Annotated in this window: 23 protein-coding genes; 4 read left to right on the plus strand and 19 right to left on the minus strand. The window is 48.4% G+C overall.

The annotated features are described in order from the left end of the window. Positions 1–64: 64 nt before the first annotated feature. Together I8J30_RS10685 and I8J30_RS10690 are read right to left on the minus strand one after the other, a co-directional pair. On the minus strand, positions 65–685 hold the full coding sequence (locus I8J30_RS10685; protein ID WP_240548019.1) for a GNAT family N-acetyltransferase: 621 nt from the start codon (positions 683–685) through the stop codon (positions 65–67). Next, the gene (locus tag I8J30_RS10690) at positions 682–1746 is read right to left on the minus strand and encodes a phosphotransferase (RefSeq protein WP_240548020.1); all 1065 of its coding nucleotides are present in this window, start codon (positions 1744–1746) and stop codon (positions 682–684) included. The genes I8J30_RS10685 and I8J30_RS10690 overlap by 4 nt, the downstream gene beginning before the upstream one ends. A 107-nt stretch (positions 1747–1853) precedes the next feature. Between I8J30_RS10690 and I8J30_RS10695 the strand changes: the two genes are divergently transcribed. Next, complete coding sequence (locus I8J30_RS10695; RefSeq protein ID WP_210658051.1) at positions 1854–2222, plus strand: VOC family protein; 369 nt, start codon at positions 1854–1856, stop codon at positions 2220–2222. 21 nt (positions 2223–2243) lie between these two features. On the opposite strand, the gene I8J30_RS10700 is transcribed toward I8J30_RS10695, so the two are convergent. The 17 genes from I8J30_RS10700 to I8J30_RS10780 form a co-directional block, all read right to left on the minus strand. Next, complete coding sequence (locus I8J30_RS10700) at positions 2244–2606, minus strand: hypothetical protein (RefSeq protein WP_210658053.1); 363 nt, start codon at positions 2604–2606, stop codon at positions 2244–2246. Positions 2607–2675: 69 nt separating this feature from the next. Beyond that, the gene (locus tag I8J30_RS10705) at positions 2676–3383 is read right to left on the minus strand and encodes a DNA alkylation repair protein (protein ID WP_210658055.1); all 708 of its coding nucleotides are present in this window, start codon (positions 3381–3383) and stop codon (positions 2676–2678) included. 93 nt (positions 3384–3476) lie between these two features. Then, the gene (locus tag I8J30_RS10710) at positions 3477–4181 is read right to left on the minus strand and encodes a DsbA family protein (protein WP_210658056.1); all 705 of its coding nucleotides are present in this window, start codon (positions 4179–4181) and stop codon (positions 3477–3479) included. Between the two features lie 83 nt (positions 4182–4264). Continuing rightward, positions 4265–5371, minus strand: a complete 1107-nt coding sequence (locus tag I8J30_RS10715; protein WP_240548021.1) for a glycoside hydrolase family 172 protein — start codon at positions 5369–5371, stop codon at positions 4265–4267. Between the two features lie 23 nt (positions 5372–5394). Next, on the minus strand, positions 5395–6441 hold the full coding sequence (locus tag I8J30_RS10720; RefSeq protein ID WP_210658058.1) for an ABC transporter ATP-binding protein: 1047 nt from the start codon (positions 6439–6441) through the stop codon (positions 5395–5397). A 54-nt stretch (positions 6442–6495) separates the two neighbouring features. Then, positions 6496–7455: an ABC transporter ATP-binding protein gene (locus I8J30_RS10725; protein ID WP_210658060.1), complete on the minus strand. Its 960-nt coding sequence runs from the start codon at positions 7453–7455 to the stop codon at positions 6496–6498. A gap of 1 nt (position 7456) precedes the next feature. Beyond that, the gene (locus I8J30_RS10730) at positions 7457–8281 is read right to left on the minus strand and encodes an ABC transporter permease (RefSeq protein ID WP_210658062.1); all 825 of its coding nucleotides are present in this window, start codon (positions 8279–8281) and stop codon (positions 7457–7459) included. Positions 8282–8305: 24 nt separating this feature from the next. Then, positions 8306–9304, minus strand: coding sequence for an ABC transporter permease (locus I8J30_RS10735; protein WP_091216248.1), 999 nt, complete (start codon positions 9302–9304; stop codon positions 8306–8308). A gap of 86 nt (positions 9305–9390) precedes the next feature. After that, complete coding sequence (locus I8J30_RS10740; RefSeq protein WP_240548046.1) at positions 9391–11361, minus strand: ABC transporter substrate-binding protein; 1971 nt, start codon at positions 11359–11361, stop codon at positions 9391–9393. Positions 11362–11449: 88 nt separating this feature from the next. Beyond that, positions 11450–12961, minus strand: a complete 1512-nt coding sequence (locus I8J30_RS10745; protein WP_210658066.1) for a response regulator — start codon at positions 12959–12961, stop codon at positions 11450–11452. A gap of 26 nt (positions 12962–12987) precedes the next feature. Beyond that, on the minus strand, positions 12988–14709 hold the full coding sequence (locus I8J30_RS10750) for a cache domain-containing sensor histidine kinase (protein WP_210658068.1): 1722 nt from the start codon (positions 14707–14709) through the stop codon (positions 12988–12990). A 370-nt stretch (positions 14710–15079) separates the two neighbouring features. Beyond that, a complete protein-coding gene (locus tag I8J30_RS10755; protein ID WP_210658069.1) occupies positions 15080–16237 on the minus strand; it encodes a mandelate racemase/muconate lactonizing enzyme family protein in 1158 nt (385 codons plus the stop codon). 187 nt (positions 16238–16424) lie between these two features. After that, positions 16425–19082 (minus strand): NPCBM/NEW2 domain-containing protein, encoded by a 2658-nt coding sequence (locus I8J30_RS10760; RefSeq protein ID WP_210658071.1) that lies wholly within the window; start codon positions 19080–19082, stop codon positions 16425–16427. 312 nt (positions 19083–19394) lie between these two features. Beyond that, the gene (locus tag I8J30_RS10765) at positions 19395–19676 is read right to left on the minus strand and encodes a hypothetical protein (protein WP_210658073.1); all 282 of its coding nucleotides are present in this window, start codon (positions 19674–19676) and stop codon (positions 19395–19397) included. A 22-nt stretch (positions 19677–19698) separates the two neighbouring features. Next, positions 19699–20400: a YjjG family noncanonical pyrimidine nucleotidase gene (locus I8J30_RS10770; protein ID WP_210658075.1), complete on the minus strand. Its 702-nt coding sequence runs from the start codon at positions 20398–20400 to the stop codon at positions 19699–19701. 519 nt (positions 20401–20919) lie between these two features. After that, entirely contained in the window at positions 20920–21387 is a 468-nt protein-coding gene (locus tag I8J30_RS10775; protein WP_210658077.1) for a hypothetical protein, read from the minus strand. Between the two features lie 66 nt (positions 21388–21453). Then, complete coding sequence (locus I8J30_RS10780) at positions 21454–22191, minus strand: SDR family oxidoreductase (RefSeq protein ID WP_210658079.1); 738 nt, start codon at positions 22189–22191, stop codon at positions 21454–21456. Between the two features lie 186 nt (positions 22192–22377). On the opposite strand from I8J30_RS10780, the gene I8J30_RS10785 reads away from it, so the two are divergent. From I8J30_RS10785 to I8J30_RS10795, 3 genes are all read left to right on the plus strand, one after another. Beyond that, the gene (locus I8J30_RS10785) at positions 22378–23292 is read left to right on the plus strand and encodes an AraC family transcriptional regulator (RefSeq protein WP_210658080.1); all 915 of its coding nucleotides are present in this window, start codon (positions 22378–22380) and stop codon (positions 23290–23292) included. A gap of 129 nt (positions 23293–23421) precedes the next feature. Beyond that, complete coding sequence (locus tag I8J30_RS10790; protein ID WP_210658082.1) at positions 23422–24168, plus strand: ABC transporter ATP-binding protein; 747 nt, start codon at positions 23422–23424, stop codon at positions 24166–24168. After that, positions 24165–26135: an ABC transporter permease gene (locus I8J30_RS10795; protein ID WP_210658084.1), complete on the plus strand. Its 1971-nt coding sequence runs from the start codon at positions 24165–24167 to the stop codon at positions 26133–26135. Before I8J30_RS10790 ends, I8J30_RS10795 begins: the two co-directional genes overlap by 4 nt. Positions 26136–26158: the final 23 nt, after the last annotated feature.

Below are 26158 nucleotides of genomic sequence, written 5' to 3' on the forward strand. Positions count from 1 at the left end.
TCGTTTAACTTGGCCTATCTATCCCTACTGTAGTTGAATTCTTACTGCTCTTGCTTTCCTCACCTCAAGGCTGACTGACTTCACGTTGCATTCGCACCAAAGGTCCACCCGGTGAGTCGGCGAAGCCGATTACAACGAATCCCGCCGATTCGTAAAATGCCTTTGCTAGATTGGCGGAAACCTCAATTCGCATACCGCGTTGCGCTATAACTGCGATCAACGCACTGGCTACGCCTTGACGCATCCAATCAGGATCAGTGAACAGATCCTCAAGTTCGAGGAAGTCGTCTACCGGACGCGCCGTTGCAAAGCCTACGATACGCCCGTCAACAACTGCGACATCAGCGAATGGCAGCAATGCTTCGTCCCACACAAGCCATTCGGGATTGGCAGCAATCAGATCATGGTCGGCCTCGTTCGTCAGCGAAGATCGACGATAGACATCCCGAATCAAGTCCACGTCTTCAACAGCCGCATTCCGAATAATGAGGTTAGTCATTGCTGGTCGCGATACCGGCGGTTCCTTGTCAAACGGATGAATCCAATCTGCCTCTCGCCGGAGATTATCGATTCTTTCTCGAATCAAATCTGCGAAATGACTCTTCCCCTCTCCATCAACTATGGTTTTCTCTAAGGCTTTAATCTCGATTGAAATGATGAGTCGCTTAAGCTGTGACATGTTCATTGTATTCCGCCGCTCCTCCTCCGAAGATTAGTTTCCACTTCCCTAACCATAGGCTCAATACGATCCCAACGATTCATGCAGTGATAAAGAATCATCTCCAGATCGTTCTCGTTCTGAGCGTCTTCGGTGTTTCGAAATAAAATATTCATGAGCCAATTGGTTAAATTCCGAAGATGGTGGCGGTAGGAGTAAAATCGCAATAAATCCGGATTTATGGCCACTGATTTGCCTACATGTTTCTCATAAGCGGAGAAGAAAACATCGAACTCTTCCCCGATGTAACCAATCAAATCGAATTCTATCGGCGCCATAATTGCGGATTCCCAATCTATAACATACAACGCATGGCCATTACGAATTAGATTGCCACCCCAAACATCCCCGTGACACAACTTGAACTCATGGGTTTCCGACATTGCCGCCAAACGAAGTTTACGAACGAGATTCAATAGGACAAGAATTTGCTCTTTCTTGGGCAAAACATGCTCACGCAGCGCTTGTTTACTGGGATTGTCAAAGGTCAGCGTGCTTTCGAGCAACGAAATACACTTTTCAAGATTACGGTCAAATGAAATATCGTAGGTCTCTGCCATAACCGTAGTCTGGTCTATAGATGGAGTAATCAAATGAATGGCTGCTATGGATGCGGCAATGCCTTCAATAATATCTTCGGAGAAAGGGTATGCCTCTGCCAATGATTCCCCTTGAATATAATTAAATAATACGAGCGTAATCTCATTGCATGTTGTTGAAAAATCGCCGCTCCGATTCTTAATGGGATAGGTGATGTTTTGAAGAAGCCGTTGATGAAACAAGTTCCATGTTAATGGTAAGTAATAGTGAAAACGTTCCATGCTCATTCTTTGTCTGTCATTGTTAAGATCGAATAATTTCAGATAATAACGTTCTTCATTGCTGCAATTCACCCAGTAAGAGTAAGCGGAATCCCCCATAGGAATGAAGTGAATGCTTTCGACTTGTATCCCGTACTCTTTATCAAGCGTCGCTGCGAGTACACGATCTTCGATGTGATAGTTTACTTCCAGACAAATCGCTCCCAACGTTAATTTACAATTGCATATCCGTAAAGTTTAATGACATTAACCTTCGATCCTAGCTAATTAAAATGGTATAATTAGGAACTCACACTCTGGTAGGAGGAGAATTCATGAAAATATCAGGCGTTATCCCGCAGCTGCGTACGATGAATCTTGAAAGCTCCATACAGTTTTATACGACGCAATTAGGCTTGGAACTCGCATTTCGCTACGAAGACTTCTATGCAGGCATTCGTGCAGGCAACCAGATCTTTCACCTCAAGTTTGTCTGTGAACAGGATCCTTCTATCCCTTATACCCGCGACGGTGACCATTTCACGATCTACCTGCAAACGGAAGATGCCGCTGCCTTGGCCGAGGAACTCAAGGCTCGAGGGGTCATGTTGACTAAGGATGTGCATGAGACGGATTGGAGTACTAAGGAGTTCATCATCGAGGACGATCAGGGACACACGATTTACTTTGGCGAAGCGCTATAGGTTCAGAGAGTCAACGACTCTTCACTGCATCGCTGCAATCATAATGAATGCGCCGAAAATCACGCCCCATACACCCAGCAGCGAACTTATCAAAATTGGTAACCATTTGACTCGTCTGAATGTGATATACATCATCATGAACAGCGGATAGCATACAATCAATTTCATCATCAAGAAGATGATCGACATAATGACATCATTTTTCAGAAACATGGATAAAAGGCCCATAGTAATTAACCCCGTTAATCCTACCACAAAGCCAATGTACTCTTCTAAATAGGTATTGAAATTATCATTAAAATCAAATAGAAGCGCGGCTACCGCAGGGGGAACAAACACAATTAAATACGGTATGATCAAATAGTGACAGAAACCCCTTTTCAATCGAGTTTCCTCCTTAAGGCAACAACTATAAACGGCAGCCAATCACAATGATTGCTGCCGTTTTGTTTTTTAACACCGGACATACTTACGTTTGAAACCAATCTGCCCTCTATCAATGGCCTTCTGAATATTATCTAAAGCGGAGATCAACTTGCTCTTCGCCTTGTGTTTGTTGACTTCTACAGGACCAACGGCTTTCGCAATCTCGACAGCCTTATCGTGGAGTGGAATATAAGACACCGCTACGGTGGTTATGAAATTATTCATCGCGAATTTCGTGCGTTCGGGAGCATCGTGGATCGTAGCGGCTACCAGATCAAGCATATTGGCAAGCTTACTTTCGGAAAACTCGCTGTCTTTTCGATTGCCGAGCAGCCAGCAGTAACAGCTCCAGCCGCCTGACATGCGCAGCTCTTCTCCGCTTGCAATCCAGTTGTCGGCAACTTCCTGCGCTATATCCGATTCCGCCAAAGTTACGGCCACTACGTAATCGGACAGCATAAAGAAATAAGCCGAATCCATCCATCGGTCGTAATCGGCTGCAGTCATCCCATTAGGATCCGCAATAACGCCGGCAAAGTACATCGCATCATAATTCCCCGTGGCATACAGCTGCTCAGCCAGAGGTTGATTTATTTTTATCTTCTTGGCAATGGGCTTCATTTCGCCTGTAGTCGCTCCGAACAACGGTTCATGCGCTCCATTGGACATGTACATCTTCTTACTGCGTTCCTTGCCGATTGCTTCAAGCTCCTGCATGACGGAGTCCAAATTCATTCATTAGCACGTCCTTATTTGTAAAGTAGTCGTACTGGCTGCCTAAACATCTTTACCCTTTATTATAAATAAAATGCCGGCATAAGTTAAGACCTAGCCGGCCTTGGCAATGGCTCTCTTAAGTTTGTCATAATCCGCGAAGTCTACATATTTAACCCCATTAATAAAGAGCGTCGGCGTAGCCGAAATCAGCTTCTCAGCCTTCTCGTTATGCGCAATCACGTCATTGGCATACGCCTCATTCTCAATATCCACCATCAACTTCTCGTAATCGACCTGAAGCTGCGCATTCTTGGCAAGTTCAACAAGAAATGACGGTGTTGCCCATGCAACACGTTCATCACCTTGATTCTTATAAATGGCATCGTAGTATTTCCAAAATTCCATCGGGTTTTGATGATAAACGGATTGGCCCGCGATAGCCGCTGCAAAGGAATCCGGTCCGATGATCGTATGATTCATAAAATACAACGCTACTTTCCCTTTATCGATATAGTCCTGTACCAGTTTCGGTTTAATTTCCTGGCTGAAGTAGCGGCAGGCCGGGCACTTAAAGTCACCGAACTCGACAATTTTGACCGGCGCTTCGACAGAACCGAGCATGGGAAGCTGCTGATAATCGAACGCGATCGGTTTTGGCTTTGGAGCGAATACAATCGCTAATACGATAGCTGCAATAGCTGCGAAACAGATGCTGAAGAAAATCCAACGTTTTCGCTCCTTTTGCTTCTGTTTTTCCATGGCTCTCAGTCGCTTAGTTCCTCCCGGTATTCTCTTCTTATCAATCAACGCATCCATGGTCGGTCCCGCCCTTCTGCATAGAATAAATAGAAAGACTGCCAAGGCAGTCTTTCATTCCTGAACTATTTAATAACCTCATCTTACCTCGGCCAGCGCATTTCGACAGGCTGAAGGGCCGGGAACGCAGCATGCGGTTCCGCTTGATACCAGTACGCTACCGAGGACACATCATCCGTTCTCTCGAACAAGGCGCGGCTGTTATGTCCCATTTGCTGTATCGTCACCTTCAGCTCATTCTCGAAGCGGATCGGGTCCATCAAATGCCAGCGGTACAAGCCATGCATCGGCACGCTGTCTTCTCCGAAGATGTCGCTGCGCGTCGTATCCGTCTTCGAATAATAGGGATAACCGAGATAAGGCGTATTATAGGGAACTTCAACGATTTTCCCCTCTCGTTTCTCATAGAAGCACCAGGCACCTCCGAAATAATCTTCAGTCCCCGTCCCGCATATGGTCGGCCACTCCTCATCGCCATCCATATAAAACTTGATCTCGCCTTCCCCCCACCAATAGCGTTCCAGTGCAGCCCATGCCAAGTACGTCCCGATGTAGTGTCCTTTTCCCTTCACGTTATCAAGGATCGTGAAATCCTGAGCCGCAGTCGTAATATTCTCCCGTCTCCACTGCGCATGGAAATAGCCTGCTTCCTCCGGAATGTCATCGACCAAGGTATAACTAAATTGATAGAAGAACCCGCCGATTTCGCGCGCATGCTGGTTCTCTATCGTAATCTTGGCCTTGCTGCGGAATGGCATCGGAAAATAGCAGTTCATGCCTCCTGTCGGATTTACGACGATCGGCAGCGAATTCACGATGCTCCGCGCGCCGAAACCGTTGCAGAAGAAGTCCCCCAGCGGCACTTCGACCGAAGGCTCCGCCTCGTCATCCCAATACATCCGGATAACCAGGTCTCGCAGCACGAAGTAGCCTTTATCTGTCCGGTCCGTAACGGTGATCCAGAAATGCTGAATGACGCCCGGCCCGTCCACTTCCATCAGCGTGACCGTTTCGCCTTGCTGGAGCGTAATACACGGTCTGCCCTTCCTGCCAACGCCTAAATTGCTGGCTTCCTTCCCGCCTGCGCCGACTTCCCCTCTCGGATTCTCAGCGCTGATGGAACGAGTTTTCCCATTCGTCATCAGAGGCGCCGTGGATAAACCGAAACCTAACCCTTGATTATGCAGCATATGAACAACCTCCAATATAAAGTTTACAAACTAAGATCTGAATGATTGCCGGTTGCAGCAGTGTTTACGCCGATGTTAGCTTCTCCTGCCGCGACTTGATAGCCGCTGTGTTTAAAGCAAAGCACTTGGTGATCCGCATTTAATTGAAGCATGCCGGGTTTGGTCGACCGACATATTTCCTTGGCATATACGCATCGTCCGGCAAACTTGCAGCCGTGAAGCCCATACTCTTTGCTCTCAAGATCGGGGAGCTTCATGTCTTCGTTCCATTTCTTCCCGACGCGCGGGATGGACTCCAGCAGCAGCTCCGTGTAGGGATGCGCAGGCTGGTTAAGAATTTCTTTGGCCTTGCCGTATTCGATTAAATTCCCTCTGTACATCGTCGCAATGTAGTCGCTGACATAATAAGCCGTGGATAGATCATGCGTAATATAAATAAAATTGACGTTATATTCATCCTTCAGCTTCATGAATAAGTTCACCACGTTCATGCGCAGGGAAGCGTCAATCATGGCGACCGGTTCGTCCGCTACGATCAGCCTTGGCTTCGGAATGAGCGCCCGCGCGATCGATATCCGCTGGAGCTCTCCGCCGGAGAATTGATTGGGATACTTGCCGGCCACATTGGCCAGATCAAGTCCAACGGATTTCAGAACTTCCGTGATAATGCCCTTCGCTTCCTGCTTAGTCGCGGCAACATCAAGGTTAAGCGCTGTTTCATAGAGATACGTATCCACCGTCTTGCGGCTGCTGAACGTAGAGAATGGGTTTTGGAAAATAGGCTGTACTTTCTTCAGAAAAGCTTTCTTGTTCTTCCGTTTGGCATAGAACGATAGCGGCATGCCTTCAATGAGCACCTCTCCGAAAGACGGCTCAAGCAGGCGCAGGATCATCTTCGCGAGCGTCGTCTTCCCACAGCCGGACTCGCCGACGATGCTCATGATTTGCGGTTTATCTCCCGGCAGCGTTAAGTCGATGTGATCTACCGCTGTAATTTTGGTCCCAAGCAGCATGCCGCCGATTTTGTAATGCATGGAGAGACCGTGGATTTCCAGTATATTGGTCCCCAAACAACCACCTCCTTCGTAGCGTTTGCACGGTATTAGAGAAATTCGCTAAGTTTGTTAGTTGAGCAAATGGCAGCTTGCGTAATGACCTTCGCCTACATTCACCCGCTCTGGCTCGACTATACGGCACACCTCCATGGCATGCGGGCATCTCGCGGCAAATCTACAGCCGGCCGGTGGATTTTTCAAGCTTGGCGGCGTTCCCGGTATACCTTCCTTCTGGCTGTTATCTCCGATTCTCGGAAGGGCGTTAATTAACATTTGGGTATAGGGATGCTTGGGCTCATTAAAGATACGGTCCGTCGGGCCAATTTCAATCATCTGGCCGGCATACATAATCCCCATGCGATTCGTAATCTGATAATGCACGCCCATGTCGTGAGAGACGATGACCATGGAATTCATCAATTTCTTCTGCACCTGCGACAGCATGGTCAGTATGCCGCGCTGCACGACGACATCGAGAGCCGTAGTCGGCTCATCCGCCAGAACGATACTCGGATGCAGAAATGTAGCGAGTGCAATTAACACGCGCTGCCTCATTCCGCCGCTAAGCTGATGCGGATAGGCTTTGAGCACTTCCGGCGGAAGCTCCAGCTCTTTCAAGTACGCCGTTATTTCATGCTCCAGCGTTCTCTTATTCTTCACGCCATGGAACTTGCTGATGGTGTCGAAGAATTGATTTTTCACTCTGGTCACCGGATTCATCACATGCATCGCGCCTTGCGGCACGTAGGAGATATCTTTCCACCAGCTCTTATGGATTTCGCCGTTGCGATAGATGGCAGGCGTTCCCTTCCTATCTGAAGTATGCACTTCCACGGAGCCTGAGGCGATTTCAAGCGGATATTGAATTAAATCGTACATCACCTTAAGAAGCGTCGATTTTCCGCAGCCGGATTCACCCGCAATGCCGAATATCTCATTCCTGCGAACTTCGAAATCTACTTTATCGACAGCTTTTACATAGCCGTTCAGCATGTTATATTGCGCACTTACCTGATTTAGCTTCAGCATCTTACTTCCCTCTCCTTAGCGCAGAATATTGCTGATAGCCCGTCATAACCAGGAATAAGGATATGAAGATTAAGCAGATGGCCGCAACCGGCGAACCAATCCACCACCAACGCTCCGAAAGCATCGCCTGATGCTGATTTGCCCAATAGATCATCGTGCCAAGGGTAGCCTTCTCGTTGCTGGACATCCCAATAACGGCTAAGCCGGATTCAGAGCCGATGGCAACAAGGATCGTATTGACAAAGTTGGCCACGGACCAGCCCGCGACAAAAGGAAAAATTTCCTTGACGATGATCTTCAGCGTGTTCTGCCCGGAGAAAATCGCGGTGCTGATAAAATCGCGTTCACTGAGCGATAATGCCATTGAACGAAGCTGACGCGCCGGCCAAGGCCAGTTAAATAGGATGAGCACAAAAGAAATCATGAAGAGCGAAGCCTTGCCCTGCATGAGGCTTCCGAGCAGAATCAGAATGGGGAGCGAAGGAATGACGATAAACGAGTCCGTCATGATGGTGATCAACCGATCGATAAACCCGCCCCTGAATCCGGCCCACAGCCCTAACAGAACGCCGATCAATGTAGCGAAGAACGCAACGATTATGCCGATAATGAACGAATTTTGTATCGATTTCGCCAGCAGCCAGAACGTGTCTTGGCCAAGGTTCGTCGTTCCGAAGAGATGATCCTTGCTCGGCTTAAGATTCTTCAGATACGTTCCCCATTCGATCGGATTGCCCTGGTAGAAGAAAGGAACGATGAAGCCGAGAATAATGAAGATGCCCAGCATCGAGACACCCAGCTTTAAACGAAAATTCCAATGCTTCACGCGTCACTCACCTCCGAAGCACACTTATTTATAACGAACCCTTGGATCCAGGAACGGGTATAAGAAATCCACGATAAAGGTAGCCGCTGCCACTGCGATGATCGAGAGCGTAATCGTTCCCATGATCAGGTTATAGTCAGCCTGCAGAATGCCGGTATAGATAAGAGTCCCGATCCCCGGATAACCGAACAGGATTTCCGTAATTAACGCTCCGTTGAAGATCGTCCCGATCTGCAGCGCCAGCATCGTGACTTGCGGGAGCGCCGCATTCGGCAGCACGTATTTCGTCATGATTTTGCGCTCGCTCAAGCCCTTAAGTCTGGCGAATTGGACATAATCCTCTTCGGCTATACCCGCAGACAAGGTTTTCATACTGATCACCCACCAGCCTGTTCCCACCAGTATCATCGAGAACGCCGGCAAGATGGAATGATAGATAATGCTTTTGATATGCTCCCATGAGAATCCATCTCCTTGGAAGGTAGCCGATAACGGGAATATCGGATAAATATACGAAAGCAGCATGATTAAGATCAGCGCCAAGATATAGTAGGGAATCGGATAGATCATGATAGAGATCGCTTCCATCGCCTTGGAGTACGATTTATCTTTGAGAAACCCGGCAAGCAGGCCGACGATATTGCCGATCAGCCATGCGATAATAGTCGAGATTAGCAGCAATCCCATTGTCCACGGCAGCGCTTTGGCGATTAATTCATTGACGGGATTCGGATAGCTGGCCAATGAAGGACCGAAATCCTGCGTCACGATAACCCGCTTCACAAACCCCCAATATTGATTCCACATCGAGCCTTCAAGTCCAAAGGATTCATTCAACGTTTCGCGCAGCGTAATGATCGCTTCCGGCTCCATGAACGCCTGGTTCGCCGTCATCTTGCCGATCATCGCTTCAACGGGATCCGACGGCATGAAACGGGGCACGAAGAATACGGTTGTGATGCCGATGAATACGACAAGCACAAAGGAAAGCACTTTGGACAGCAAAAACTTGTAAAATCCCATAAAGCAGCATCTCCCCGCCTGCGTTAATCTTAAAAATACATACCGGACCTCTGCAGCCCGGTATGTATTCACCATTCGATTCAGCGTTATCTGCCGGTAGGTTTCAAGTGTGGCGTATAGAACTTAAACTGCGACCACCACCACCATGGACCCTCGAACGCATTCTCCGATGATTGGAATCCATCCCAATAGTACGTATCAACCGGTACGAATTTGGATGTACCGAACATTGGAATGAACGGCATTCCTTTGACGAATTCTTTATTGATTTCCGTAATGTTCTGAACCACCTTCGGATCGTCGCTCGGCAAGCTGTCCAGTTCGTCAAGCAAGGAGCTCACACGGTCGTTCGCCCACCGATTGCGGTTGCCCGGCGCTTGCTCGCCGATCGGCACAATGTACTGCTTATGCCAACCGGTCATATTGGCCGTCGTATCCGGCAGCAAGCCGCATGCCGGCCAGTAAGAACCGATTTGGAACGCGCCTGTCGATTCGCTGTCCCAGAAGGAAGCGCCTTCCATTTGCTGCACGTTTACTTCAATGCCTTGCTTACGCCAGGAATCCGCAACGGCGAATGCCAATCGCATCGACTGTACTTCGAAGTTAGCCGGTGCATTGATGGTCATCGTCCATGGTTTGCCGTTTGGCATAAGCCACTTGTCGCCGTCTTTCTTAAATCCGCTCTTCTCCAGCAATTTCGCCGCTTGGGCCGGGTCAAACTTCCACCAGCCTACGCCGAAAGTGTCTTTGATCGCGCTCTCATCCGTCGGCAAGCCTTCAATGCCTTGCTGCTTCAGCATATCGACAATGCCGGAAGCATAACTGTCGTCGAACGGTTTGTAACCGTCGGCGAGCGTAAAGTCCTTCAGCCAGCCCAGCATCGGTTTATGGTACGTATCCTGAAGCACTTTGATCGGCGGCAGCTGGATCGGAGATACGCGCAGCATCCCGCCGAACGTTGCCATCGACACGTTCTTGATATCCGTCATCAGTGTAAGTGCCCAGCGGACATCCGGATTGTTATAAGGCTCCTTCGCCGTGTTAAAGGACATCCCGCGCTCGCACGGATCATCCATCGTTGCATACGGGAAGTCTTCGTACCATGCTTTGGCATATTCGTTCTTCTGCCTCAGCACATCCCAGCTTTCCGGTGTAATATCCTGAAGGATATCCATATCATGCTGGATCATCGCGATAATCCGTTTCTCTTCCGGTCCGAAGAATTTGAACAAAATGTATTTCGGCCCCGGCTCGCCTACAAGCTTGCCGATATCGCTCTTCTGCCAGTCTTCGCGTTTCTCCCAGAGGAACCAGTTGCCCTGCGGATCGCGATCCTTCAGCTTGTACGGCCCTACGCCGATCGGATTCGAGAACTTGAACGTTGCCGGGTCCTCTTTCTCCCAAATATGCTTCGGCATCACTCGGAAGGTATTGCCCCAGATGACAACGCCGAGCTTCTGCGCCAGTCTCGTTTCCGGATTAACCGTTTCGACTTCGATCGTGTAATCGTCCGTCGCTTTCATGCTTTTGATCAAATTCGTGAAGTAGCCGTTGTAGCCGAGCTCTTTCGCGCCTGTTATCATCGTCGCCGTAAATTCCACGTCATGCGCAGTGAATGGCTGGCCATCCGACCAGGTCAAGCCTTCCTGGATTTTGAACGAAAACTTGGTGTTCGTTCCGTCCAACGGCTCTGGGAACGTGGCTGCCAAATCCGGGATTTGCGTCCCTTTCTGAGTATCGATTTCCCATAAGTTCGAGAACATGAGCTGATGCACGCCGGCATCCATGGCTACGGCTCCCGGTACGTAGGGATTATACCGATCCGGGTCGGGACTGCGGCCTCCTAAGATGTCTACGATTAACGTTTCGCTTCTCGGCGTCCCGACATCGGTCATTTTGCCGTTTGATTTGGAATCCCCCGCATCCTTGTTTCCGTCCGTTCCTACAGCCGAATTATTCTTGTTCGTGTCTGAAGTGGAATTGCTCTTGTCATTGTTGTTATTGCATGCCGTGATGACCAATGCAACGAGTATGAACAGCACTGTAAGCCTTTTCATAATTCGCAATGAACACTCCTCCTTCTATTGGGATAATCCGAGTATAGCGAGCAGAAGGATTGATTAATTTCAAAAAACTTGGATTTCTTTAAGAATTATTGGAGATTAGGAAGGATTGTTGAAATTCCTTGGGACTCATATGTTCAATGCCCTTGAATACGGTGCTAAAGTAAGCCGCATCTTGAAAACCGACCATCTCCGCTACCTGATAGACCTTCAAATCCTTCTGTCTGAGAAACTCCTTGGCAATACGAATGCGGATAAGATTGATATATTCGCTGAACGTGACATGGGTATACTTCTTGAATTGGGAGCTGAAATACCAGGCATTCAGATAAACGGCATCGGCCACCTCTTTGAGCGTCAGGTCCTTCATATAATTCATCTCCATATAACGGATGGCCGACTGAATATAGTGCGGATTATGATTCTCGTCATTCATGGTCATGATCGCGGACATGAAGTAGGTCTTCAACCAGCCGAGCAGCTCTTTATAATTACCGATTCCCTTCATTTCCTGCACATAATCGATTTGGCTGCCGAAGAATGGGTCAACCCTATGATCCTTTAGCACATGCTCCAAATAGATTAACTCGCTCAGCAATTCCCGCTTCAACCGAAGCGGCTCAAGTCTGCCGTGGACGCGCTGCAGCTGCTGCAGAAGCGATTCAATATAGTAGCGCAGCTTCTTAGCGTCTCCGAGCGCATAATAGCTGCCTACTTTATAACCGGAGAAGTATTCGCTTATTGCAAATGGCTCCAGCTGCTTCAATTGTTCTTGGTACATGTCGTTATCCATGACGGCAGAATACTCATTAAACGCGAGGAAATCACAATATCTAAGGCAAACTTCGTATGCCAGCTCTACCGTTTTGGAAGCGCCATGGAATCGATGATATCCCGCAACTACGGTACGATTCTGTTTGCGCATCGCTAGCCGGCACTCGTTAAGCAGCTCCTTCACGTGCGAGGGATCCATCATGCCGCGATATAAGACCACACATTTCCCCTCATAGATTACCGAATCCAGTGCTCCCCGCTCGATGTTCCCATGCAGCAATCGATAGGTGATTTGCTCTTCAAGTCTGGCATCTAACGTCTCATGGCAGGAGAAGACGGCCATCTGCATTTCGGGTTGTACTGCCCAGCTCTCGGGCAGCTCGATACTGCCTTTAATTAATTTCTCAAGCAGTTGTTTATGCGAGGATTTCACATTCTCCGTTTCCTTGTCTGCCGCTTTGTCTTTAATCTTATCCAAGAGGTCGATCACCGTCTGATAATGGCAAGGCTTCAGTAAGTAATCGATTGCACCGCAGCGCATCGCTTCTCTTACAAATTCAAATTCCGCGTGTCCGCTCAAGATGACAAGATATAGATGCGGATACAGCTTGCTTAGCTCGCGCGTAAGCTCAATCCCGTTCATCCCCGGCATCATCACATCCGTAATGACGATTTCCGCCTCCGTAGCCTTCAGTACGTGCAGCGCTTCTTCCGCACTCTGCGCCGTTCCGACGATTTCATGCCCCGTACAGTGTTTGGCCATTATATGCTGCAGCCCTCTAAGAACCGACCTTTCATCATCAACGAGTACGATTTTCAAAGCAACCTCCCCTTTCTGGATGCGAATTAAGCTTGCATAACCTCGTCCTTCCACAGTTCCTCTTGAGGCACACCTGCATCCGTCCTCAGCTTTAGCGTGATTGCCGTTCCGTGTCCGGATACGCTGCGAATGGACAATCCAAACTCCTCTCCGTAGATATAAGTAATCCGCTGCCTGACTAATTGGATGCCAAGACCGCTGCCTAGGCTCTTCTTCTCGAAGGACGCCTGCAAAGCCTCCACTTTCTCAGCAGGCATGCCGATCCCATTGTCCTCCACCTCGAGATACAACTCATCGCCCCTGGCATAACCTCGAATGATAATCATGCCGCCGAGCATCATTTGCTGAAAGGCATATTTAATGGCGTTCTCTACTAACGGCTGTATGAGGAGCTTCGGAATCTTAATGTCCGCTATCGCAGGGTCAATGTGAAACACGTAGGAAAGTTTGTCCTCAAAGCGCATCCGTTGAATTTTCAAGTAATTCTCAAGCTGTTCCATATCTTCCGAGACGGTGACAAACTCATTCTGATGAGAAATAGAGTAACGCAGAATGGTGGACAGCGAAATGATCGCTTCGCCGATTTCTTCTTCATCCTTGACTACCGTCATCCAATAAATCATATCGAGCGTGTTATATAGAAAATGCGGATTCAGTTTGGACTGGAGGTTGATCACTTCGGCTTTTCGATAGGTTTGCTGCTGGTAGTACACGGTCTTAATTAATCGGTTCACCCGTTCAGCCATATGGTTGAAGTGGCGAATGATGACACTGAATTCGTCGTTGCCTTCCCTGCTCACGATGACAGCCAATTTCCCTTGCTCAATGCTCTCCATCCCTCTTAGAATTTGCTTCAGCGGTCGTAGAATCATTCGCAGAATAACCAAAGCAAACAGGAAGATGAAGGCAAAAACGATCAATTCCATAAGCAGTAACACCTTATTCACCTGGTTGACTTGATTTAGGATTTCTTGGTTGGGAACCACTCCTATCAGTTTCCATCCTTGATAATCCAACGTGAAGGTAACCTGCGCACCGGCAGCAAGCAACTTCGATAAATTCGTTTCCTTCTGATTAACAAGCCTCCTATCTGTGGCGAACATGACCGTGTCATCTTTAACTAAAAACACGCTCCCCTCTTCTCCCAATCGCACATCATCCAATTGATCATGAAACTTCTCATTTAAATCCACTCTGAGCAGACCAAGCTGCTCCTCACCGTCATAAATGAGCATCAACATGGAAATCAGATGCGTCTGCGGCTGTACCGTCCAGATGACCTCCTCCGTGCCGGGCGGCCGATTCGCAGACATCAATTGCTCGGTAAGCTTGTCTGCCTCGAAGATCGCATCGGAGTAGAAGAGGTTCATAGGCGGGTAATCAACCGGGAAAATGTAGATGTTCTCGATCATTTCCAAGTTAGGCAGCCTAACGACTTGCCTGGCAATCTGATATTTCGCAATTTGATAGTTGATGGTATGCCGGTTCAAATCCTTCAAATAGTTCTTTAACACTTGGTTGTTGCGGATGACCCGGGCATTGGCATCGATTTGTTTATATTGAAGATCGACTTGCTTGCCGATTTGCCGAACCGTTTCCTGCAAATTGGCTTCGGACTGCCGGAGTATAATCCCGCTAATCCAATGCTGGAAGAAACCCGCCTGCAGAATGACCACTAGAAGTGAAATGATAATGAATACAAGAATAATTTTGTACTTCAGTGAGCGGACTTTAATCCATTTCATCATGGGCAGCACTCCTAAATTGGCAGCAGTTATTCATTCGCTTGCCTGGGTATTAATGGATGCGCTTTCATAAATCGTAAGGCCATTATAAGGATAATTATTCCAGATTTCAATAAGGCAAAGGTCTGTGCGCTATTCTGTCGGATTCATAAAGAAATGGATGAAATGAATCGATTATTGTAGATTGAAAATTGAAAACCAGCTTGCAGACGACATCTCTTGAACGGGAGGTGCCGCGTTACGGTTGTCGGCCTTCTTCCAGCTGTCACGCAACTAATTAATGGCATTAAAAAACCACATCAGAACAAATTCCGATGTGGTTCACAAATAATTAATGCAATTAATTATATACAAATTTCTGTATAGCGACGTTTTAGCGATCAACGGAAACATAGTAATTGCCTTCAACAAAAGGGAACCGTTCCAGCGCATCTTCTGCCAGTTCCACCCCAAGTCCGGGTTTGTCCGGAAGCTCAAGCCATCCGCCTTGAATGATCGGAGTTTCCTTGACCATTTCCCATTGCATGGGTCCCTGAATGCGACACAATTCCACTAGGATTGGATTCGGAAGAGCAGCAACCAGATGCGCGTTCGCCATTGTCATGACGCCGTTATGCCAGTTATGGGGGATTGTCGGAACACCGTACTGCATGCCGAATTGCGCAATCGACATGGCTGCGGTAATTCCGCAAATCCCTGCATCCTGCTGAATAATCGAATAAGCTTGTCGCTCCATATAAGGAATGAACTGCTCAATCGTCGTGTATTGTTCTCCCCCGGTGACAGGGACATTCAACGCTGCGTTGAGCCTCGCATAACCCTCCACGTCCTTCTGCGGAATCGGTTCCTCGAACCAGCGGAATCCCCCAATGCGATCAAGCCCTTTGCCGAGGGCAAGTGCAATCTCTTCCGTCAAACGCTGATTACCGTCGATAGCGAGCTCCATCCGGCCCTTCACTTCCTGTGACAGCTCTTGAATCAGACCAAGCATCCGGTCCACGGTTACGCCATCCCATGCCCAGTGTGTGCCTACTCTGAACTTGAACACCTCGTAGCCTTCGGCCATATACGATTTGGCTTCTTCAATCAGCTGCTCCGGCCGCTCTCTCCAATCGTAGCTGCAGCCGCCGGATGCATAGAGCTGCACTTTGTTAATCGGATTGGGAGAAAGCAGCTGCGCAACCGATTTGCCTGCCAGTTTCCCGCGAATATCCCAAAGCGCACAATCAATGCCGGAAACGGCACAATCATAGGCCCATGATTGCCCGTTGGGATGCAGCGCATTGGAAGGATCCCTTGGATCGCGGCCGACCAGCAGAGGGCTGACTCTCCTTACCATATCGCTGATCTTGCCGGGAACGCCATAGGCGCAGGCTTCGCCGATTCCGATTACGCCTGCGTCGGTGCGAATGACCACAATTGCAGCTTCGGCTTTGATCGTCCGAAAAGTCGAAGTCATCCATTGCCTTTCCGGTTCATGCATTCTGGATAACAGAATCGTCTCGACATGGGTTATTTTAACATCCGACATCGCATTAACTCCCCCTAGTGTTTCGAATAAAACCCTTCTCCTCCATGTTGAAGGAATTGAATCAAATTATAGTCACCTCGCCCACACAAACCTATGGACAATCCTACGTTTTTTGGACGATTTCACCGGCTTTGCAGAGCTCTAAACAAAGAGACCGATCAAAGATCGGCCTCCGAATCACAACTGTCTATTCTCCGGCTGGATAGAGAATTCTTGCGTCTCCCCAGTCTGCATGGTCCCAATCAGAGCCATTGCCGCCATTGGTGACGACAAGTTTCAGCTCATTGACGCCGTCGATGTTAAGATCGATATTTTGCGTCGCCGCTTCAGCGTTCATGACACCACTGTCAAATGCCAATACGCCATCCAGCCATACTTCAAAGCTTACCGCGCCATTGCCATACGTCTCATCGTCGACGCCAACGCTCGCTTGGAATTTGGCGTATTCGCCTCCCAGCGTATATACGATCGTGGACTCCGCGTGAGTTCCCAAGCCTTTCGCGTAAACGACATTGTTAAGGGTGATCGGTTTGCCGTCGGATGATTTATCGCGCTGAATATTGCCCCATCCCGCTACGCCGTAATCCCACGTATAGTCGCTGAGATAAACCGTTGGCGAAGCAGGCGGTGCCAGCACGGCCGTTATCTCGTTGCTTGCATTGGAGCTGTTGCCCGCAGCATCTTTCGCTTTGACGGTAAAAGCACTGGCGGTACCCGGAATGAGACCGGAAGCCGTGAACGAAGTTGCTGTGGCACCGGTTGTCGAACCGATCAAATTGCCGTTTCTATAAACCTCGTACCCTATTACCGCCTTATTGTCCGTGGATGCAGTCCAAGCAAGCGATGCACTGGTGCCGGTTACGGATACCGCTGCTAATCCGGCAGGCGCCGTTGGCGGCTGCGAATCAGGAAGTTCAGTCGTCACACTTAGCGCAGCGCTAGCCTCGGAAACATTTCCGGCTGCGTCACGCGCTCTCAACGTGATACTGTAAGTCGTTATTGGCGAAAGCCCCGTAAGTGTGAAAGCTAATTCTCCCGGTGCCGTGCTGCCTGCAAGCGCCCCGTCTCTATAGACGTCGTAACCGACGACGCCAACATTGTCAGATGCAGGACTCCATATCAGATCAATCGTCTCATCGGTCTGCGAAGGTGAAACCAAATTCGTAGGAATGTTTGGTTTCTTCGTGTCAGGCAGTCCCGGACTTACCAGAATGATCTTCTCCTTCACGTTCGAACGTCCTTCATTGTCCCATACGACAAGTGTCACGCGGTAGATTCCCGGTTTGTCATAGACGTACGTCGGTTTAGCTGAAGCGCTTGGCAGACCTGCCCCGAAATCCCATAGGTGGTTCGTGATCGTACCATTATCTGTCGAGGTGCTTTCGAAGGTAACCGGTGCTCCTGCGCGTACCAGTATCGGATTGGTAAAGTTAGCAACAGGCTTTGCATTCGAAAATCCGCGTGAAGACGGCTGCGCATTGTTACCGTTCAAGAAGACTAGGTTACCTGACCATTCCAGGTGCTGCGCTGCGGTCGGATAAGGATCCATCGTCACGCCTTTGTTGCCGGAGATGATATTGTTCGTAAAGCTTAGTCTATCGACTCCCGCAGCTTCCGTGATTTCGATCGCTTTACGTCCGTTGTTCGCGATAAGGTTGCTGTCGAAAGATAGATTCTGCGAGTTGCCATGAATGCGAACGCCATTCCCCTCATAACCGGGATATGCGGCTTTCGGATTGTCCAGCTGGGTGTTGATAAAGCTGTTCTTGTAGAAATACTGGAACTGTTCGGTCTCACCGGAGCCGGCGCCCTGCAGCTGCATCCCCCACATGACCATGTTCTTCACCACATTGTAGCTCCATAATTGATGTCCCGTTCCCGGAGATTGCTGAATGCCGACCTGCTGGCCGCCGTCTACCAGGTTGTCCGTCGTTACTGCGTTATCCGCCATAATCTCCAGTCCAATCGAACCGACTCTGCTTTCAGTTGGATGTACGACGTTTCGGCGCACCGCAATATTCTTGGAGCGAACCGCACTAATCCAGTAATCGACATGGTTATCCTCAATGATGGAGTTGTCCGCATTCGTATGAAGCTCAATGGAAAGGCCATGCTCCTTCAAACCCGAACCCGTAATCGTATTGGATCGAACAATTGCGCCGGAGCTTCCGTCATTAATGAGAATGCCTCCACGCCCGGTGTTGGCAATGACGTTATTCTCAACGGTTACGTTCTTGGAATCCCAGCCGGCACGGACGGCAGCCCCCCAGATCGATCCTACACCGATATTGGTTACGTTATTGTTCGTGATTCGAACGTTCCGGGAGCCGATGACATAGAGCGCATGAGGACCGAAGCCTTCTACAGCTGCGAAGTCCTTGACAATCAGACCGCTCATCTCGTTTCCGCCGCCACCTTCGGATACTGCCGCTGACATTGCTAAGGTGCTGTTGTTCCCGTCGAGCGTCATATTTTTGATCGAAGCACCGGATACGTTAAGAAAATAAAACATATACGTCTCCGGGTTGTCCAGATATTTCACGATTGTGCCGCTGCGATCCTCTCCGCGGATCGCGACGCCTGATTTCCCCTTCACTGTGCCTGCCAAATAATACGTACCTTTCGGGAGGAGTACCGTATCCCCCGGCGATGCTGCGTCGATAGCCGATTGAATCGCGGCTTTGTCGTCAAGGTTATCAGCGCCGTTAGCCCCGAAATCGACGGCGGATAGCGTCGTTGATGTGACCGGACTTGCAGCGACATTGCTCAAAGGAATGGCAGATGTGACCATAATGGCAGACAAGAACAATCGAATGACAGCTTTCTTGGACGGCTTTACTTTCATCCTTCACTTCTCTCCTTCACTGGGTTAGTTACGGCGACTTCATGACAGATTCTCTAGTCATTGGCTAGATGAAGACGTACCCTCCTTCGATCGGAAATGTGGCAGCGAATTCCAATATATCCAACTAACATGCTACAGCACGGATCAAAATAGTGGATAGTGTACAATAACTGAAAATGACCCCTCTTCACGAAACGAGCGCTTATACATTTTTCGAAATCATGTACAATCCTCAACTTTCACACCCGGATAAACGCCAAAAAGCCCCCACTAATCTAGTAGTGAGGGCTAATCCCGCATTTTGCAGCCGTTCTATTCCAAGCGATCTTTAAGGTACATCGTCAGCGAATACAGCATCAAATGCAGTTCTTCATTGGTCTCTGAAAAAGGGGTTTCTCGGACGCCATGAGCATCCCGTCGAAGCAATTCACGATTTAGTTTCGTGATGTTGGTTACAAGTGTTTTGTTGTCCCAAGATTCGATGATGGCATTCATTTGAGGCTGCTTCTCATGCGCAATATTGTTAAATTCAGCGAATTTCGGATCCAGCATGAAACCGGAAAAGGATATTTTGTCTTGTTGTGATTGTGTCATCGTATTAAGCACCAACTTTATCTTATTTTGTACGGTTAGGCGGACAGATCGCGAATAGTTCGACTAACGTTGTGATCGTATATGTACTTTGGATATCTGCAGGGCTTGTCTGTCCATTTCTGTTAATCCAGCAGGTATCGATGCCGGAGAGATTACCGCCCCTGATATCGGTATGTAAGGAGTCCCCGATAATCAGAGCTTCGCTTTTGTTGAAATCCTTAATTTGACTCATCACGTAATCGAAGAATGCAACAGACGGCTTTGAATGACCAATGCTTTGCGAATCGAAAATAGCTTCAAAGAAATCATGTAGACCCGATTGCTTCAATCTCTTGATTTGCGTATGAGTGATCCCATTCGTAACGACGAACAATCTGTGGGATGCCGATAAGCTTTGAATCACTTCAAGCGCACCTTCGATATGCAGCTGGTCTCCGGTGCCGAGCAGCTCCCTATACATGTTCTCCCATTCGGGGCCGTCTACAACTTTGCCCAGTTTCAGCATCGTTTCGGAGAATCTTGTGTTGAGCACGACATCTAAACCTATCGTTCCATTCTCGTAATTTGCCCATAGCTGTTTGTTGACAGCGTTGTACACCGCAAATAATTCATCCGAAAACGTATACCCATGATGCCCAAACAATCGGGTTAACGATTGGGTTTCATTAGCGCCGAAATCCAACAACGTGTCGTCTAAATCAAATAACAGGATGTTGTAACTCAAGTTCTCACCTCTGATAAAGATATAATATAGAACAGTCTACCGCCATACATCCTCGATGTACAGCGACAGACTGCGAAAATTAAGTTATAAACGTATAGGTCGCCAAGTGAATCCGATATTTAACTGCATTAATCGATATGATCTGTGGCGATTCAGTTCGCACCTTCCTATAGTTTAATCTTATTTCCATTCCTATACACCTCTTCATATCACTTTATATTCCTAAAATCATCTATGCCCGTTACATGTTGTCTCATCTTGATCTCATTCCGAATGTTCGCCCTCCGCCAACCACCTCGCGCGCACACTGAGAGTCTCATATCGGAACTCTCGGCGATGAAATCGGAGCAAATTGATGCTGAGAATTCGGAAATGGAACTATTAGCATCGAAAGCTGAAAACTCTAATAAGAACAACAAAAAGCCCGCGAAAGTGATTGACCTGCACCGCTTGGTAGTGGGGATCACATCAATCACGCGGACTTCACCAAAATGAACGATTCGTTTTACTCAGCTTGCCTTAAACGGTGCCTGAAGTATCCGGACCATCCGGTCCATCGACCAGATCGACGACTCCGACCGCAAGCACCGTGATTGCGGCTGCTTTTCCCAGCTTCTTGACGCCGTCTTTAACAAGTTCCTTATCATGGTCCTTGATGCCGGCCATCACTTCGATCCCGCTCTCGACTACGTATTGGATGCCTTGTCCTGCACCTCTCACCGTCGTCGTTGCCGCATCTCCAAGATCGTTAAAACCGGTTTGTGCCCGCTGCTTATCCGCTGTTACCAAGCCCGCTCCTACATCCCATACGCCGCTTGCTGCTTGACCCGCAAGTTCACCCGTTCTGGAAGTAACTCGTTCTACATCATTGCCGATTTCCTTAATGTAATCGCTATGAACGAGTTCTCCGGCAACGCGCACCGTTCCTCCGATCACTCTGCCGGTCACATCACCCGCTAATTTGCCGATCCCTTTCAGAAAGTCCATCTGAAACACCTCCGTATCGTTATTTATATTATAACGAAAAATGAAGTGCTTCGTTTCGTTTCATTTTCAATTAAATCCGCCATTCACGCGTATCGTCTGTCCCGTAATCCATCGCGCTTTGTCGCTGACGAGCAGATCGACCGCATTCGCGATGTCCTCGGGTTCGCCAAGACGGCCAAATGCGATCATGCGGCTGAACGAATCAATCAGCTCCGGGGATTTGCCGTTTAGGAACAAGTCGGTTGCGATTTGTCCCGGCGCGATGCAATTGATCACGATGTCCTTAGGTGCGAACTCCTTTGCCAATTGACGCGTGATTTGCTCGACCGCCCCTTTGGTTGCGGCATATACGCTGTAAGTTGGAAGCATCGCGCCGATAACGGAAGTGGAGAAGTTGATAATCGTCCCGCCTTGGGCCATATGCTTCATCGCCTGTTGGCAAGCGAAGTAAGTCCCTTTCACATTAATGGCGAATTGCCGATCGAACATCTCCTCTGTTACTTCCGCCAGAGCCGTGCATTCCATAACGCCGGCATTATTGACCAAAATGTCCACGCGTCCGTAACGCGCAATCGTCTCCGAGAATAACGCTTCGACCTCACTCACTTTGCTCACGTCGGCGCCAATCGCAGTCGCTGCTCCGCCTGATTGGACAATCGTCGTTACGACCTCATCCGCCTTCCCCGGATTCGAAGAATAATTGACGACCACCTTCGCACCGGACGCTGCCAGTTGGATAGCCAATTGCCGTCCAATCCCACGGGATGCCCCTGTTACGATCGCTGCTTTACCATTCAAATTCATATCTGTTCTCTCCTTATCACTTCGAATTGGACAATCGAATATTTGCAGTGTTCGGCTTGTAAGGTAATTATAGTCATGTTTTGTAGCCAGCCGTTAGAACATACCTGCACGTTTCTTGCCTAATTCTCTTCGGGATCGTTATGATAAGGAAGGACCGATATCGTTGTGAAGAAGGGAAAGCATATCATGGACACTAGGATTGAATCACTTCGCTTAGAGCAAGCCTTGCAGCAATTGGCTCACTTGATACACCAACATGCTCCTTCGAGCGGCACCCATCAGACGATCGTACCTTCTTTGCAGCTTATGCATGCGATACATTTGTCTGAACCGCTGGAAGCAGTCTATAAACCATCTATTTGCGTCGTGGCGCAAGGGGCAAAAACCAGCACGCTGGCTGACGAAACCTACCGGTACGACCCTTCGAATTACTTGATTACTTCTGTTGAATTGCCGATCGTCGGAAGAATTATCGAAGCTTCCCCCGGCATCCCTTACTTAAGCTTGAAGCTCAGCTTCGACACCGATATGATACTGGATATCGTGAAAGAGATGAATCGCCCCGTGAACATTTCCACTGAACTCAGTCGCGGGATCGCAGTAAATCGACCTTCTCCCGCATTACTTGAATCTATCGTTCGCTTAATGCAGCTGCTTAATGAGCCCGAAGATGTTCCGATCCTGGCTCCACTTGTCATCCGCGAAATCCTGTATCGTGTCCTTCAAGGCGAGCAAGGCGCATTCCTCTGCCAATTCGCAATCATTGGCAGTCATGCGAACAATATCGCTAGGGCGATTCAAATCATTAACCGCGAATTTGATCAGTTCATCGTGGTTGAACAGCTTGCAAAGTCCGTGAACATGAGCACGTCTGCGTTTCACAAACATTTTAAACGGATTACGGCAATGAGTCCCTTACAGTATCAGAAAACAGTGCGTCTGCAAGAAGCGCGGCGGCTCTTGCTTACAGAATCCATGCAGGCAGCTGATGCGGCATTCCGCGTCGGTTACGAAAGCCCATCCCAGTTCAGCCGGGAATACGCAAGAATGTATGGAAGGCCTCCTAAGCAGGACGTGCAACTGTACTTGGCTTCGACTTAAGACATTTGCGATTGCATCTATCCGCTCCCGCCACTCAATATGACAAAAATGTCACTTTAGATATTGTTAAATCGATGGTTGGAGGGCAGATTAGTCGGTATAGTGGAGTGGTAAAGGAGGACGAAACTCATGGGAACCAGTATACAAACCAAGAACTTAACGAAATCGTACGGGAATGTACAAGTCTTAAAAAGCATTGACTTCACGATTGAACAAGGGGAATTCACGGCGATTATGGGGCCCTCAGGCTCTGGCAAAACGACACTATTGAATACGCTCTCTACGATTGACAGCTTTAATGGCGGCGAGGTATGGATTGAAGGCAGTTCGCTGTTGGACATGAAGAAGAAAGCGTTACGAGAGTTCCGGCAGAAACGCATGGGCTTTATTTTTCAAGATTACAACCTGCTGGACACCTTAACGGTGAAAGAAAATATTTTGCTGCCGCTTTCGCTGCAGAAAACTCCGCTCGCGGAAATGGAGCAGCGATTAGCCAAAATAATAGCGGCCTTAAATATAGAATCGATCCTGCAGCAATTCCCTTCCGAAATCTCCGGCGGCCAGAAGCAGCGCACGGCTGCAGCACGGGCGATGATTACGAATCCGGCGATCGTATTCGCCGACGAGCCGACCGGCTCCCTTGATTCGCGCTCCGCTACTCAGCTGCTCGAACAAATTCAACTGCTGAATGAAACCTTTAAGACAACCGTTCTGTTGATTACGCACGACGCTTATGCGGCCAGCTACTGCCGGCGTGTCATCTTTCTCCGAGATGGGAAGATCGTCAATGAACTGTTCAAAGGGGAACAGTCGGAGAAGCAATTTTTCGACCGCATTCTGACCGTTCAAAGTGCCACAGGGGGCGACCGGCGATGAGCTTGCTCGATTTATCATGGCGCAATATGAAACGAAGCTTTCGTCTCTATTCGATCTACTTCATTTCCATGCTGATCGGCGTCATCATTTATTTTACGTTCTCTTCCCTTATGTTTAACAAAGACATATTGGCAGCCATCGAGAATAAAGAAAACTTCCAGCTCGGCGTTTCCATCGCATCAGCGGTCGTATTCCTGTTCATTATTTTCTTCATCCTCTATGCAAACTCGTTCTTCATGAAGCAGCGCAAGAAGGAATTTGGGATGTATTTGCTATATGGCATGAGTGAGCGACATATTGTGTGGATGGTCTTTCTCGAGACCGTGATTCTCAGCGCGATCTCTATCGTAAGCGGGATCTTGGTCGGCGGATTGCTATCCAAGTTCTTCGGCATGTTATTGATGAATTTGATGCAATACGATGATGTGATCTCCTTTGCTTTTCCGCCCGAGGCGATTAGATCGACGATTCTTCTGTTCGCAGTCATTATCCTCATTATCTGCGCGCAAAGCTACATGACTGTGCGACGCGTTCAATTGGTGGAGTTATTCCGTGCAAAAGCCGTTAAGGACAAGCCCCACCGATTCTCCGCTTGGCTTGCGATTGCTTCCGTACTCTTGTTAGGAATCGCTTTCTATCTCATTAGCCGAGATGGAAGCTCGGTTGTATGGCAGGATTACATCATGGTGAGTATGATTGCGGTAACTGTCGGCATTATCGACGGGACGTATTTGTTTTTCCGTCAGTTTTTTGGTTGGATCTTGGGCAAGCTCAGCGGACGGAATAACTACTATAATGGCAACCGGATGCTGTGGATTTCCTCGCTGCGCTTTTCTATTCGCGGAAACACCTTAATGCTTACCTTCATCTCATTATTTAGTGCATTGATCATCTTCTTGGTGGGCTTCGTTTCGATAAACTATACCGTACAGATCTTATCGGCCGGAAAAGAATTTCCGAACCACATAGCGTTCTCGTCGCAAGATGCAATAAAGCAAAAGCAGATTGAACAACTAATACAGAACGATCATCCGATTACCCACCATACAAGAATCGATGGTTTAGCTGCTGAGCCGATCACAGACAGCGCAATCGCTTTTGGCAATTCAGATGCTGATAATACAGGCATTCTTCTGTTCCCTGAATCGCAGTTTAACGACATCGTCAGCGTGCGCGGGGATAAACAGCAGGTGAATTTGAAGGGTCAAGAAGCGGTCGTCCTTCTACCGGTAGGCGCTCATCCTATATCGTTTACAGAAGGGAACCGGCCTGCATTTACAGTAAAGCTTAAGGAAGAAGCGACATTCCGGCTTACGGAGAAGAAGAATTATACGTTTCTAAGCAAGGCTACCGACTCAAAAGGCGACGTTGGTTTATATCCTTCCATATTGATCATTTCCGATCAAGCCTTCGCCGAACTAAAGCCCGGAGCAAGCCTGAGCCCGTTTGATATTTATCAAATCGAAAATGCCCGCAATTCTACGGCGTTATCCCATCAAGTTCATGATCTGGTTACAGAAACGCCGGGAACGTATTACGCTGCATTTGTCGATCTCTACTCCATCGATATCGAAACCTCATCCCTGCTGCTCTTCTCTGCTGCATTCCTTGCGGTTATTGCCTTGTTTGCCCTAGGAAGCATCATATACTTCAAGCAATTGCGCGAAGCAACGGAGGAATTGAGGCACTATTCGATCTTGCGAAAGCTTGGCATGGATGACGATGAAATGAAGAGGGTTATACGGAAACAGCTGTTGTTTGTATTCCTGCCCCCCATTGTGCTTGGATTGCTGCACAGCTGGTTTCTTCTGATCTATCCAACGATGGAGGAGGTAAAGGATTACCCGCAAATCAAATCGATCATTACTGCGGTCCTGATCCTGTACGTGACCATCTATGCCCTGTTTTATTTATCATCGGCTAGTGTTTACTATAAAATCGCGAATCCGAAAAACGCAATGAATTAATCAAAATCCAGGCTTCCTTGTCG

Origin of the sequence: Paenibacillus lignilyticus, assembly GCF_017942085.1 — a bacterium.
Taxonomy (GTDB): Bacteria; Bacillota; Bacilli; order Paenibacillales; family Paenibacillaceae; genus Paenibacillus_Z; species Paenibacillus_Z lignilyticus.